The 13,299-nt window shown below is 47.6% G+C and carries 11 protein-coding genes and 1 tRNA gene; 2 read left to right on the top strand and 10 right to left on the bottom strand.

Annotated elements, in window-relative coordinates:
* Positions 1-447: 447 nt before the first annotated feature.
* Both V512_RS14080 and V512_RS14090 read right to left on the bottom strand, forming a co-directional pair.
* Positions 448-723 (bottom strand): hypothetical protein, encoded by a 276-nt coding sequence (locus V512_RS14080; protein ID WP_099831077.1) that lies wholly within the window; start codon positions 721-723, stop codon positions 448-450.
* A 1,453-nt stretch (positions 724-2,176) separates the two neighbouring features.
* Positions 2,177-2,251: transfer RNA gene (locus tag V512_RS14090), tRNA-Glu, on the bottom strand.
* An 83-nt stretch (positions 2,252-2,334) separates the two neighbouring features.
* Between V512_RS14090 and V512_RS14095 the strand changes: the two genes are divergently transcribed.
* The gene (locus tag V512_RS14095) at positions 2,335-3,126 is read left to right on the top strand and encodes an alpha/beta hydrolase (RefSeq protein ID WP_099831079.1); all 792 of its coding nucleotides are present in this window, start codon (positions 2,335-2,337) and stop codon (positions 3,124-3,126) included.
* Here the strand turns inward: V512_RS14095 and ribF are convergent.
* Genes ribF through rbfA form a run of 3 tightly spaced genes read right to left on the bottom strand, consistent with a single transcriptional unit; the run spans position 3,112 to position 5,285 of the window.
* Positions 3,112-3,999 (bottom strand): riboflavin biosynthesis protein RibF, encoded by an 888-nt coding sequence (gene ribF / locus V512_RS14100; RefSeq protein WP_243392466.1) that lies wholly within the window; start codon positions 3,997-3,999, stop codon positions 3,112-3,114. The two genes, V512_RS14095 and ribF, sit on opposite strands and share 15 nt — an antisense overlap.
* A gap of 1 nt (position 4,000) precedes the next feature.
* On the bottom strand, positions 4,001-4,921 hold the full coding sequence (gene truB, locus V512_RS14105) for a tRNA pseudouridine(55) synthase TruB (RefSeq protein ID WP_099831081.1): 921 nt from the start codon (positions 4,919-4,921) through the stop codon (positions 4,001-4,003).
* The gene (gene rbfA, locus V512_RS14110; RefSeq protein WP_099831082.1) at positions 4,914-5,285 is read right to left on the bottom strand and encodes a 30S ribosome-binding factor RbfA; all 372 of its coding nucleotides are present in this window, start codon (positions 5,283-5,285) and stop codon (positions 4,914-4,916) included. Before rbfA ends, truB begins: the two co-directional genes overlap by 8 nt.
* Before the next feature lie 315 nt (positions 5,286-5,600).
* On the opposite strand from rbfA, the gene V512_RS14115 reads away from it, so the two are divergent.
* Positions 5,601-6,293 (top strand): N-acetylmuramoyl-L-alanine amidase, encoded by a 693-nt coding sequence (locus V512_RS14115; protein ID WP_099831083.1) that lies wholly within the window; start codon positions 5,601-5,603, stop codon positions 6,291-6,293.
* A 203-nt stretch (positions 6,294-6,496) separates the two neighbouring features.
* On the opposite strand, the gene V512_RS14120 is transcribed toward V512_RS14115, so the two are convergent.
* The 5 genes from V512_RS14120 to V512_RS14140 are packed head-to-tail and all read right to left on the bottom strand — an operon-like array spanning position 6,497 to position 13,294.
* Positions 6,497-7,804 carry an MFS transporter gene (locus tag V512_RS14120; RefSeq protein ID WP_099831084.1) on the bottom strand — a complete coding sequence of 436 codons (1,308 nt, stop codon included), beginning with the start codon at positions 7,802-7,804 and terminating at the stop codon, positions 6,497-6,499.
* A gap of 15 nt (positions 7,805-7,819) precedes the next feature.
* Complete coding sequence (gene era / locus V512_RS14125; protein WP_099831085.1) at positions 7,820-8,716, bottom strand: GTPase Era; 897 nt, start codon at positions 8,714-8,716, stop codon at positions 7,820-7,822.
* Positions 8,717-8,723: 7 nt separating this feature from the next.
* Positions 8,724-10,760 (bottom strand): glycine--tRNA ligase subunit beta, encoded by a 2,037-nt coding sequence (gene glyS / locus V512_RS14130; protein WP_099831086.1) that lies wholly within the window; start codon positions 10,758-10,760, stop codon positions 8,724-8,726.
* Positions 10,753-11,607, bottom strand: a complete 855-nt coding sequence (locus V512_RS14135) for a glycine--tRNA ligase subunit alpha (RefSeq protein WP_099831087.1) — start codon at positions 11,605-11,607, stop codon at positions 10,753-10,755. Before V512_RS14135 ends, glyS begins: the two co-directional genes overlap by 8 nt.
* A gap of 22 nt (positions 11,608-11,629) precedes the next feature.
* Positions 11,630-13,294 (bottom strand): DAK2 domain-containing protein, encoded by a 1,665-nt coding sequence (locus V512_RS14140; protein WP_099831088.1) that lies wholly within the window; start codon positions 13,292-13,294, stop codon positions 11,630-11,632.
* Between the last annotated feature and the right edge of the window lie 5 nt (positions 13,295-13,299).

Below are 13,299 nucleotides of genomic sequence, written 5' to 3' on the forward strand. Positions count from 1 at the left end.
CTTCGAGGAAAAAAGAGAATTCAATAACAAGCGTGTTATCGCGTGCAATGCACAGACTGCCACATTTGAGATACATGTTATCGATACGGGGTCGAGCTCGGAACTTGTTTCAGAACAAACACTTCCCACCGCAAGCGGGGATTCAAGATCAAGAGCAAAAGAGAGGTTCATCGTTCCGACGCTTCGCGTCCAGGTCCTTGTTGAAGGTGGCAAAAGACGTAAGAGACCAGAGGGAAGAGGTAGAAGAGCAAGTAGATCTTGCCTTTCTAACCTCTAACCTCATTCATGTCATCTCTACAGCGTTTAGTTTCGCAATCAGATTCGAAATGACAGCCCAAGCCAGAAACGTAGACCGACGGATTCCTGACGTCTATTGTCTTCGATTTTGTTATCATAAGAACAAGGGCCCTTTCGGGCCCTTGATAGATTGGGTAGGGGTTTTATCTTTTAGAGCTGTGCTGCTTTTCCGAATCCTCTGCCGAGTCCCGGTCCCTTTTCGCCAGAGGCGCCGTGCCTGTAGCCTGTTCCGTCCTGGGCATTCTTCAGTTCTCTTACTCCGTCATTCGGGCAGTTGTCATTTATTCCGTCGCCGTCTGCATCCACAAAGTTCTCACAGGTTGTGGGATCCTGAACTCTCTGCATCGCTTTCGTTCCGTAACCTACTGCCAATGTCATTCCACCGATCAGAAGAACCGCTATCGTAATCAACACTATCTTTTTCATCTCTTACACCTCCATATGATTTTTGGTATATTCTCAGTCTACGGCCCGTTTCTTAGAGCCCGCTTAACAAACGCTTAGAGATTGCTTAGAGATTTGAAGAGCCGTGGCTGCGGGTAGAGCAGATTGGGGGTGGAAAGAGCCAAAGATCAGTGGCAAGAAAAAAGTGAGAGGCGAGGCCGACTTTGTCGGGAAGTGATGCTGCTTCGCACGAAGCCTCTCAGGTCAACCGTCAACGGTCCACCGTTCTCCGAGGAAAACTCGTTCTTCGTTCCAGAGCGAGGACCTGTTATTCGTGAAGAACGGTTCTTCGTTCCGACGCTACGCGTCCAGGTTCTAGGTTCTTCGTCTAGGATTCCGTCATTCTCGTGTATTGTCACAAGAGAGAAAGCAGAGAGTATAGAATGAGGGTAGAAGGAGTAGCCAGTCGTCATTCCAAAATGATTCAGAATCCTGCTCCTAAAAAACGCAGTACGCTTAGGAGCAAGGACCCGCTGGGAAGATCAGAGAGCCGCTGAAGGCTGCGCGCTGATGAAAACCACGTTGACCGTCATCGGTCCACCGTCCTCCGAGGAAAACTCGTTCTTCGTTCCAGAGCGAGGACCTGTTCTTCGTTCTTGGTTAAGCCAAGAAGAAGATCGAAAACTAGATTCAGGATCCGACTCTGAAATGATTGCCTTAGGTTATTTGGAGAACATCGCATCCCGTCATGGTGAACTTGTTTCAAAATACTGCTCACAAGGTTTTTCGAACCTGCAACCTCGGTACTTCAAGACCAGATCCCGTGCAGACCCATCACGGGATGACGGTGTGGGGATATTACGGCATGATACTGAACAGAGCCCCCAAACAGGAGCCCTGAACAGGAAATTTTCAGGGCAGGCTTTCTGGGCAGGCACCACGGGATGCCCGCAGAGTAAATCGTTTTTTCACCACACCCGAGACCCTAGACTCCAGACCCTAATCTAAGCGCGTCATTCTGAGATGATCCTGCTCAGAATCTCGCTCTTCTTGTGAGCGAGCGACCGTCTCTATCAGCTCTTTATCGATGCTTCTTATTGGTCTCGCAAAGCCGAAACTGGTCTGTGTCAACAAACAGGCTCAAAATCGCCTCCTGCCGAAGGCAGCCTTGCGTCCCCGGATGCTTTCCCGGGCATTGCGACCTGGCGAAGCCAGCCTTGCGTCCGCCGATGTTCTTTCGGCGCTTGCGTCTAATTTCAGCAGTGACTGAGACTTTTCACCTGCCTTCTCGTGAGCGCAGCGAACGTCTCTATCAGCTCTTTCTCGAATGATCTTTTCGGAGGACGGGTCCTGGCTCTTGGACAGCCGACGGAGAACCGTATTTCACAGCACTTGGCGCTCAAGTGAAGATTAAGGTACCAGCATTAAAAAACGAAAGATCTCCCTATCGGGAGACCCTTCAACGTACTTTAGGTATCACTTGAGGAACTTAGGGTGGCAGCCCCACGGGGAATCGAACCCCGACCTTCGGACTGAGAATCCGGTGGACTAGCCGTTATCCTATGGGGCCGAACAGAAATAATATTATCATGGTCTCCGGCTTTTGTAAACACCCCTGCTTAAGAGATATAATCATTTTGAGGAGGTGTTTCGGTGTTTATCAGACGGTGGTTTTCTCCAGGGGCTAAGGCGAACGTTGTGTTATGTCATGGAATAGGTGAGCATAGCGGAAGATATGATGGTTTTGCTTCTTATCTAAGCGAAAAGGGATTTGGTGTCTTTGCGACGGACTTTGCCGGCCACGGAATGCAGGCCGGAACACGCGGCTTCATAAAGTCTTTTACAGATTTCATTTCGGCGGTCAGGCAGCTTACTGAAGGAGTGAAAAGGATCCAGCCGGATCTCCCGGTCTTTCTTTTTGGCCATAGTATGGGAGGGCTTATTGCTACCAGGGTTGCCGAGGAGTATCCAAATTCTTACAGAGCTCTGGCTATAAGCGCACCCCATCTCTTTTCAGCGAAGGACTCCGTGAAGAAGTTGCTGCCGTTGATTTCGGTTGTCAGAAGAGTCGCGCCGAAAACGACGTTCAGTAGTTCGTCGCGTTTTACTCCATCGGATCTTTCGCATAATCAAAGGGCCGTGAAGAGATATGTAGATGATCCGTATGTTCATGACAGGGTATCGCCGAATCTCTTCTTTGGGCTTGAAGATAGTATCGATCTGGCAATGGCCAATGCGAACAAAATCAAAATCCCTACTCTGATAGTATATGGTTCTGCAGACAGGGTTGTCGATCCCGCTGGGGCACAGGAGCTCTACAAGAAGATAGAGTCAGAGAAGAGAATAATAGAGATAGCCGGTGGAAAGCACGAGATGTTTGCAGATGAAGAGAGGAAGCCTCAGTTCTTCGAGGCAATCTCATCGTTCTTCTCAGAGCATATCTGAGTGAATTTCGAGCCAGCGCTTTGAGACTTTTACATCATGTCTGATCTGTTCTATCAGGTCGTCGAGGGATTCGAATTTAAGCTCGGGCCTTATGAATTCGAGGAGCTCCAGCTCTAGATTTCTGTCATAGAGGCTGCCCGAGTAATCAAAGAAGTAGATCTCGTACTTCACCTCTTCGGAAGTGTTTATTGTCGGTCTGAATCCAATGTTTAGCAGGCCGAAGTAGTCTCTTGAGTTGATCTGCGACTTGACAATGTAAACTCCCGACTTCGGTGTTACCAGCTTCTCGTCTCCCCTGCTTATGTTTGCTGTGGGAAAACCTATTTTCGAACCGAGCTGTTTGTCCTTGTACACTTTTCCCCGTATAGAGTACTTCTTCCCCAGGAGAGTGTTAGCCAATCCGATATCACCTTTGACAAGGCTCTCCCTTATCCAGCTACTGCTGACTCTTCTTTCGTTATGAAGTGTATCGTGAACTACTACAACGCCGAAATCCATCTCTTTGGAAAGTCTCTCCAAAAGATCGACGTTTCCCTTTGCACCGCTTCCGAATGTGAAGTCTTTACCTACTACAAAGGCTTTTACGCCCTGCTTCACAAGGCCCGAGATGTACTTCTCCGGCTCAAGGTATCTTATATCGGCCATGTTGGCAGTAATTACTCTCTCTATACCTGTTGCCAGGATAAGCTCCAAACGCTGGGCAACAGGATAGATGATGCCGGGAAAATTGGGGAAGTAGTATCCCCAGGGATAGACGATTGATATAGCTGTGCTCTGCATCTTAAGGCTTTCTGAAACATCTACCGTTGTTTTCATGATCGCTCTATGCCCAAGATGTACGCCATCGAAGTTACCTATACAGGCTACATACATTTCATGCACCGAGAACCTTCACGAGTTTGGCCACTCTTTCTTTGGAGTCTTTCGCGATAAGCGTCTTCAAGAATGAGGAGGTGCGCTCGGATTTGGCCACTGCGATAAGCCGCTCGTCGCTTCCAATTATCCTGATAATCTCGTCTTTCTCGAAGTGCCCTAAGATGCCGGCAACTCCGTTAGCATGGATCTGATTACCTAGTAACACCTTGCTGCTTTCGGACTCGCTGAGGAGAAGACCGGGCAAAAAATCCACTGCTTCCTCCATTGGGATTACGGAGATCTGCGAAACATCATCTATACTGTATGAGTTGTCTACCGAAAATCTGCCCTGCGAAATTCGTCGGAGGTTAGTGGTTGTCGCTCCACAGCCAAGCTTGTAGCCAATGTCCATGACTAGCGATCTTATATAAGTCCCCTTCGAGACCCTTGCGGTGAAGGTGACCTTGTTCTGTGAGAGAGTTATGTGTTCTATTGAGTGAACCTTCACAGATTTCGGTGGAAGGTTTATGATCTTCCCCTCTCTAGCTAGTTTGTACAGTCTTTCTCCGTTGTGCTTTTTTGCAGAGTATGCAGGCGGCACCTGCAAATACTCTCCTTCGAACGACTTCAAAACCGAAGTTATGTCGTCAATCGAGATCTCGGGAACTTCTCTCTCTTCAACTGTCTTTCCTGTGATATCGAAGGTGTCGGTTATCCTCCCCAGTTCAAGCTCCGCTCTATATGTCTTATCCATTTCAAGGAAATACTCGAGCAATCTGGTTCCCTTTTTGATTCCGGCAATCAGAAGTCCGCTTGCAAAAGGGTCAAGTGTTCCCGCATGACCGATCTTCTTTGTATTCAGTTTCCTGCGAAGAAGGTTGACAACATCGTGAGAGGTTACACCAACGGGCTTGTCAACGAGTATTATTCCGTCACTCATTATTCGACTCTTTTTTCTCCTTTTCGATCTGTTCAAGCAACTGTGCTACCCTGAGGCTTGCCTCAATTCCAATATCTTCCTTGAAGCGTATTTCGGGAGCTTTGAATAACCTGATATTCTTTGCAATAGCCGTTCTGAAGATCCCCTTGTCTTCATTCAGCTTCTCAACGAGTTTCTTCTTTCTATCGTCAGGACCCATCAAGCTGACGAATATCGTTGCGAATCTCTTGTCCTTGCTGAGTTCTACCCTAACAATGGAAGTCATTCCAAGCGAGTCGTTGTGGCCTGTGTAAGATGATAGAGCTACTGTGAGAACCTTCATTATCTCTGACTCCAGCATCTCTTTTCTGTAAGTGCTTGCCATAGCTCTCACCTCCTTGATAATTATAACCTAGAAAGCGAGTTCGGGAAGATGCCGGATTGAAATGAAAGCATTGCTAAGTTCCCCAGGGACGGAGGCCCGGAGGATCGTCCGGGGAAGTGATGCTCGCTGCACGACGAAGTAAGGCCGACTTCGACAGGAGGAGAGGCCGACACGTCTGGAAGCGTATGACAGTTCACCGTCAATGGGTCTCCGTTTCCGAGTGGACCGTGAATGTAACTACAAGTTTTGAGGTTTAACCTTGTCGATTCGTAAAGAAGTTATAATCTTTATTGACTAATAATTAGGAGTGGTTCCATGCATTCAAAGAACAGAATAGTACTTCTAATAGTTGTAATGTTGTTAGCCGCTCTTGGTTTCTCGCTAACTATCTGTATCGACCCCGGTCATCAGAAGGAGGCCGATCTGACTCATGAGCCGATCGCTCCCGGTTCCGAGACAACAAAGGCGAAGGTTTCCACGGGGACTCGCGGCGTATCTACGGGAATCCCCGAGTATGTTTTCAATCTGGAATTGTCGTTCATGCTGAGGGACAGGCTTCTTGAGGAAGGGTTCGACGTCGTGATGACAAGAGAGAGCCATGATGTCAATTTGAGCAATATTGAAAGAGCGAAGATCGCAAATGAGGCTAATGCGGACTTATGCATTCGTGTTCATGCAGATTATAGCTCTGATAATACTCTGAAGGGGTTCATGGTGATTATTCCTTCTTCATCGTCCAAATACACTGCACCGATCTACGAAGAGAGCAGGAAGGCCGCCGAGAAGATCCATGCGAGCTTGCTTCAAATAAGCGGGATCAAGTCTCTCGGAATCAGAGTTCGTGACGACATGACGGGGTTCAACTGGTCTGAAGTTCCCGTGCTGATTTTCGAAGCGGGGTTCATGTCAAATCCCGAAGAAGATGTCCTTCTCTCTACCAGTGATTACAGAGAAAAGCTTGTTGAGGCCCTGGTTACGGGAATCGCAGATTATTTCCTCACCAAGTAAGTATCGTTCCTAAAATCGAGGCACTTCGAGCAAGCCCAAAGAAGAAATCTATGCAAATAACCATTATAAATAAAAATTGCTGCCCTTTTCGAGGGCAGCGAAGCGGTCTGAGGGTTACTTCAGCAATTAGATTATACAACTTTCTTTTCGATATTCCAAGTCAAAGGCAGTCCTGTAATCAATTTCGACCCCTTGACAAGCCTCTATTTTCCCCTCCCCATAGTGAGAGCAGTCTCTTTCATCTTTCTGTGAAGGGAGTCGATGTCTCTAGGGAAAGCCAGTACTGCAGTAAGAAGCACCAGTCCGCAAGGAAGCCAGAAGAGCGCGGAAACGTTCATTGCGACTCCCAGCGAGCCTACTGCCGTGGCCAGGGTTCCTGCAAAGAACTGCCCAAATCCCGTTCCGAGAGAATCTGTCAAGTTGAAAACCGAGAATATCCTTCCCCTGTTTTCCGGGGGATTGACATTCATCAGCATGGTCTTCATGTTTGGTCCGGTCATAGACGCTGAAGCGGCAGCAACCATTCCAAGCGCTCCCAGCATTATGAAGCTGCCGGCTCCCTCAACTGGTGGGAAGTTCAGGGCCAGGAGAGCCACGAAAGTGCCGATTATTGTCGTTATTCCACTGAAGAGAGGCATGTATGACGGCTTCTTCTTATACAATAGACCACCGACAAGACCTCCGAAGAATATTCCAAGCACGTTTCCGACTCCAAAGAAAATGAAAATCAAGGTGGCCGATTCCTTTGAGAGGTTTTTCGAGGTTTCGAAGTAGTTCACAAGATAGTACGGTATTGCTCCCCAGGGAATCGTTCCCAAAATACCCTGTATGAAGAGAATCAGATTCGTCTTCACTTTGAAGAGTTCCTTGTAGTCGGACAGTCTAACTTTTCCGATGTAATTTATCCCCTGATCCACGAGTTCGCCGACAGCCACTTCGGCGGCTCCTCTCTTTGGTTCTTCAGCGAACAGGAAGAATAGGAACGCGAGGACAATGTTCGGAAGAGATACGATGATGAAGGGCGTTCTCCAGCCAAGAGATGTGCCGGTGAAGCCGGCAATTACCATCCCTACAATGGCTCCCAAAGATATTGCCGTAGAGAGGAAGGAATTGACCTTTGCTCTCTGAGACTCTTTGAAAGCATCTCCGGCGTACGAAAAGACGACTGGAAAGAGAGCTCCTACCCCGATCCCCGTCAAAGCCCGTGTAATGAAGAGCTGAGGGAAAGTCTGGACGAAGGCAGACAGGAAGCATGGGATCTCGCCCACCAAAACGCTGAATAGCAGAAGGTGTTTTCTACTGTACTTGTCTGCCAGGAAGCCCCATAGAAGTGAAATGAGGGCGCCGACGATAGTGAATGAACCCTGGATGAGGCCAATGTCTGCTTTTGTTATTCCAAATTCGGTCTCGATTTCCCCGATGTTCGGAGACATGACCATCTGGTCCGCGTTTAGAAGGACCATCATGAAGAGCATAAGAAAGAGAACGAAAGTCGCCTTTCCCTTTTTCATTTACATCCCCCCGGTCTACTGAAGTTCGTCTCTTAGGTTTGTGAACTCCTGTATAAAGGAATCTTTATCTCTCCACTTTTCTCTTACCTTGACAAAGAGATCGAGGAAGACTTTCTGGTCGAATATGTATTCGAGATCCGTCCTCGCTTCAGTGCCGATGGTCTTGATCATCGAGCCGCCCTTGCCGAGAATTATCGGTTTCTGACTGCTCCTCTCTACGATTACATCGGCTCTTATTTTCAGTATACTACCTTCGTCTTTGAACTCCCGAACAACAACTCCCACCGAGTGGGGGATCTCCTGTCTGGTGTTCTGCAGAACCTTTTCTCGAATTACTTCCGATGCCATGAATCTGGAAGAACGATCAGTTATCAGGTCTTCGGGGAAAAGCATCTTTCCCTCTGGAAGAAAGTCGAAGACATCTTCAATTATCTCTTTAACACCATCTCCGCTCTTAGCAGAGATCAGGAAAGTCTTTCGAACGTTTTCGAAAAGCTCTTCGGCCTTTGCTTTGAAGTCCTGAATAAGCCTTTCGTTTTTGTATTCATCAATCTTGTTGATGGCGAGAAAGACAGGAATTCGGCTTTGATTAACATGATTGGCAACGAGCCTGTCCGACTCGCGAAGCCCGTCCGTCGGGTCGACTATAACCAGCAGAAGATCCGATCCGGCCAGCGATGAAGTCGCGACTTTTAGAATGTATTGCCCGAGTCTGTGAAGAGGTTTGTGAATTCCGGGCGTGTCGTAGAAGACGATCTGGCCCTCCTCAGTCGTTAGTATTCCGCCGATCCGGTTTCTCGTTGTCTGCGGTTTATCGGAGACGATAGCAATCTTCTCTCCGATAATGGTGTTTATCAATGTGGACTTTCCCACATTGGGCTTTCCCACTAAAGCAACAGTCCCGGACTTCACCGACGCTTCACGCTCTCTCTTCTTCGAGAAGCAGCGAGAGATCGCCTATCTTCAAGAAGAGCTGATCTAGAGATTTGAGGAAGCCTAGTCTGTTGAGGCGGATATCTTCCTGTTCGGCCATAACAAAGACATCGTCGAAGTATCTGTCTATGTGAGGCTTAAGAGATGTCAGTAACAGGAGCGATTTCTCGAAATCGTCGCGCTCGAGCGCTTCCATTACATCGTCGAAGCATTTCAAATAGTTGTTCAGTAAGTCACGTTCGGCCTGCTCGACGAACTTAGAACCGTCAAAAAAGTTGCTCGAATGACCTCTGCTTATATTGTGGACCCTTTGATAAGCTACTAGAAGATCTGTAAAATCCTCCTTCTTTACATACTCTGAGATCGCTTCGGCCGCGCGAACTCCGAGATACGGGAACCTCCACCACACCTTCACCGATCGTGCTATGTTCATCGAGAAGCCCTTCTCAAGAAGGAACGCTTCGAATCTGTTAGAGAAGAAGTCGGTGATGGCATCAAGTGTTTCACTATTCACCCCGGCAAGGGCACTGGAAGCTTCTTCAATCAGACCGAGAAGATCGAGTTTCCATCCGAGATGATGCATTGTCTTGAATATGAAAGAAGTCTTTCTCCTCAGAGCGTACGGATCCTTCGATGCAGAGGGTATGTTCCCTATCATGAAATTACCGACCAAAGTATCTATACGATCGGATATTCCGGTTACGGCACCGGCCAGAGTTGCCGGAACCACATTGTCACGGTAGTGCTCCTCTATTCCAGTACAGACGTCGGGATTCTCGCCGGACAGTTCAGCGTAGATTCTTCCCATTATCCCCTGAAGCTCCGGAAACTCCTGCACGACTCTTGTGGTTTGATCTGCTTTCGCAAGAAGAGAGGTTCTCTTAACCTCCAGCAGTTCTTCTCTCTTGGCTCCGAGTTTCTTAGAGATCGCCTCTGAAAGTGCTATCGTTCTGTCGGTTTTGTCTTTCAGAGTGCCAAGCCCCCGCTGAAAGAGGATTCCTTCCAATCCGTCTACGTAGTTCTCGATCGGTTTCTCTTTGTCTTTCTCGAAGTAGAAGAAGGCGTCTTCGAGCCTTGCGTTTATAACTTCCTCGTACCCTAATCGAATGTTTCCCAGCGGATCATCTGGTCCGTCTTGAAAGGCAACAAAGCCGTTAGTCAGCTTGCCTTCTTTGTAGACCGGGAAAGTTCTCTGATGGTGCTTTATAGTTACGATGATTACTTCAGGCGGGAGTGAGAGGTACTTCTCCATGAAGTTTCCCAGAACTGCCGTTGGGTATTCTGTCAAAGAAACGACTTCGGCAAGCAGTTCTTCATCAACAGGAATCTGGCTATTAATATCCGACTCAATTCTTCTGATTTCAGAGAGAGTTCTTTCTTCTCTGTCGCTCTCTCGAGCGATCACCAGAGCATCTCTCAAATTCTGAAAGTAATTCTCAGGCGATACTTCAACTTCATCGAAGAAGAAACGGTGTCCCCTGGACTTGTTTGACGATCTCTTTCCGAAGAGCTCCATATCGAGGATTTCGGAGTCAAGCATAGCAACTATCCACTTGACCGGCCTCACAAATCTATAAGTTCCGTCTCCCCAACGCATCGGCTTCTTGAAATCCAGCGATCGCAACATATCTGAGAAGATCTGAGGCAAGAGTTCTCTGGCAGTCTTTCCCCTTATATGTCTCTCTACGTATACATATCCGTCTTCAATACTCACTTCGTCAAGCTGAGAGTTACTTCCCCTAAGGAATCCAAGGAGCGCCTTGGTCGGTTCGCCGTCCCTATAGGCGATCTTCTCTGACGGGCCTTTTCTCTTTTCCACAAAGTCCGCCTGACTGGATTCTATGTCTCGAATTAACACTCCGAATCGCCTGCTGGCAACGAAGATCTCGATTCCTCCATAACCCAAACGATTACTCTCGAGAGACTTCTCTATTCTCTCTAAGAGCTGTTTTCTCATTCCTTGAACCTCACTTGAAGGAAGCTCTTCAATTCCGACTTCAAGCAGTGCCTTATGATCATTCATCTGAATTGGCCTCCTTGGCTACATATGCTTCGGCAACTGTTTTTGCCATCTCTCTTATAGATTTGATGTAGCTCTGACGCTGAGATACGCTGATGGCATTCCTGGCGTCAAGAAGATTGAAGGCGTGAGAGCACTTGATCATATAGTCGTAAGAAGGTCTTACAAGTCCGTTTTTCATGCATAGATCGAATTCTTCGCGATAGAATCTGTAGAGATCGAAGAGCCTGGAAGTATTTGCCACATCGAAATTGTAGGCCGAGAACTCTTTCTCGTTCTCCAGGAATACATCTCCATACTTGAACTCTTCATTCCAGTCTATATCGAATATGTTCGCTTTCTTTTGAAGATACATTGTGATTCTTTCGAGTCCATAGGTGATCTCGAGAGAAACGAGGTCTACGTCGATTCCGCCAACCTGCTGGAAATACGTAAACTGACTGACCTCCATTCCATCTAACCAGACCTCCCAGCCCACTCCCCAGGCCCCGAGAGTCGGAGATTCCCAGTTGTCTTCCACGAATCGAATATCATGTTCCACGGGGTTTATTCCGAGGGCTTCAAGAGAACCAAGATAGAGTTCTTGGGAATTCTCAGGGTTGGGCTTGATAATCACCTGATACTGGAAATACCTCTGAACCCTCATCGGGTTTTCGCCGTATCTACCGTCTGTGGGTCTTCTGCTTGGTTGGATGAAGGCGACTTTCCAGGGCTTCTTGCCCAGCGATCTTAGGAATGTCGAGGGATGAAATGTTCCCGCACCCATTTCCAGGTCATACGGCTGGTCGATTATACACCCCTGACCGGACCAGTATGAGTTAAGTTTTACTACTACGTCCTGTAAGTACATCGTTCCCTCCTGAAATGGTAATCTATTCAATTGAAATCAGGTAGTAATAGTATGGCTGTCCACCGCTGTGGATTTCGAATTCAAGATCCGAGAAGTTTCCTGAAAGAGATTCAAGGAGCTTCCCGGCAGTTTCCTCGGAGACTTCCGATCCGTAAAAAATTGTGACCACTTCCTTGTCGGTGTCTTTGCCAAGAGCGATCTTAATCGAGTCATGGACAAGCTTCTCGAGCTTCCTGCCCGAGCTTATCAAGCCTTCTCTTCCTATCGCGATGTATTCACCCTTCTTTATCTTCTTTCCTTTCATGCTTGAGTCACGCACGGCATATGTAATAGAGATCGGAAAAACTGCTTCGGCCGATTCTTTCATCTCGGCAATCAACGACTCGGTTTCCATCTCGTCGTTATAGACGGTCATAGCCGCTATCCCTTCCTGAACGGTGCGTGTAGGGATGATGTAAACCTGCTTTTCGGGGTTGTCGTCGTGAATTGCATTCGCCGCCTCTTTTGCGGTAAGAATTATGTTTGGATTGTTCGGAAGCACTATTACCTTGTTGGCCGTAACTCGGCTGATAGCTTCGTAAAGATCCTTCAAACTCGGATTCATGGTCTGGCCGCCCTTTACTGCAAAATCAACTCCAAGACTCTTAAGAACATCTGCGAGACCGTCTCCAGGCGAGACCACAATGACTCCGTGATGTTTTCCGTTGCCGTACATCTCGGGCCCTCTAGACTGAATGTCAACTATATGTTCATGCTGGACCCTCATGTTATCTATCTTCACCTTCTGAAGAAAACCGATTCCCAGAAACTTCTCGATTACATCTCCGGGATGATCTGTGTGTACGTGAATCTTTATCAATTCATCCTGGTGAACCATGACGATTGAATCGCCCATCTCTTCAAGGTATGCCTTCATTACTTCCGAAGTTTCTTCGGGGTTCTCGGAGTCGTTAAGGTTGACTATCAGTTCTGTACAGTAAGTGAACTTGAGTTCTTCCCTTACGATCTCGACGATTCGTTCAGTTGAAGAACCCATTGCCTGCGGCATTTGCTGAATAGGTCCTTCGAGTTCCAACTCGCCCTTTATTGCCAGCAGGAATCCTTCGAATATGTGAGCCAATCCCTTTGCTCCAGAATCTACTACTCCAGCTTCCTTTAGTTTAGGCAGGAGGGTCGGTGTCTTCTCCACCGTGTCAAAAGCCACTTTGATAAGATTCTCGAAATACTCTTCGAAATCTTCAATGTCTCCGTAATGCTCGTTGGCAGTCTCTGCGGTAACCTTCACAACTGTAAGCATCGTACCTTCAACCGGTTTCATTACGGATCTATAAGCGACTTCTTTTGCTTTTTGCAGGCCCTCGGTAAAGGCCTTTGTGCCAACAAACTTTCTGTTTCCGATTCCCTCGGCGAATCCTCTGAATATTTGAGATAGAATAACACCGGAGTTCCCACGGGCACCCATCAACATGCCGGTCTTGACCGCTTCCAGAACGCTCACCAAATCATCTTTCTTCAATCTATCGAGATACTCGCATGCGTCTATCATAGCGGCCGCCATATTCGATCCAGTATCTCCGTCTGGAACAGGAAAGACATTAAGCGCGTTGATCTCATCTTTATTTGCCAGAAGTCGTTCAGCGGCTTTCTGGAAGGCGGCGACAAAAAACTTGCCGTTGATCCGTTTCATCTCTT

It is taken from the genome of Mesotoga sp. Brook.08.105.5.1, from assembly GCF_002752635.1.
GTDB lineage: Bacteria > Thermotogota > Thermotogae > Petrotogales > Kosmotogaceae > Mesotoga.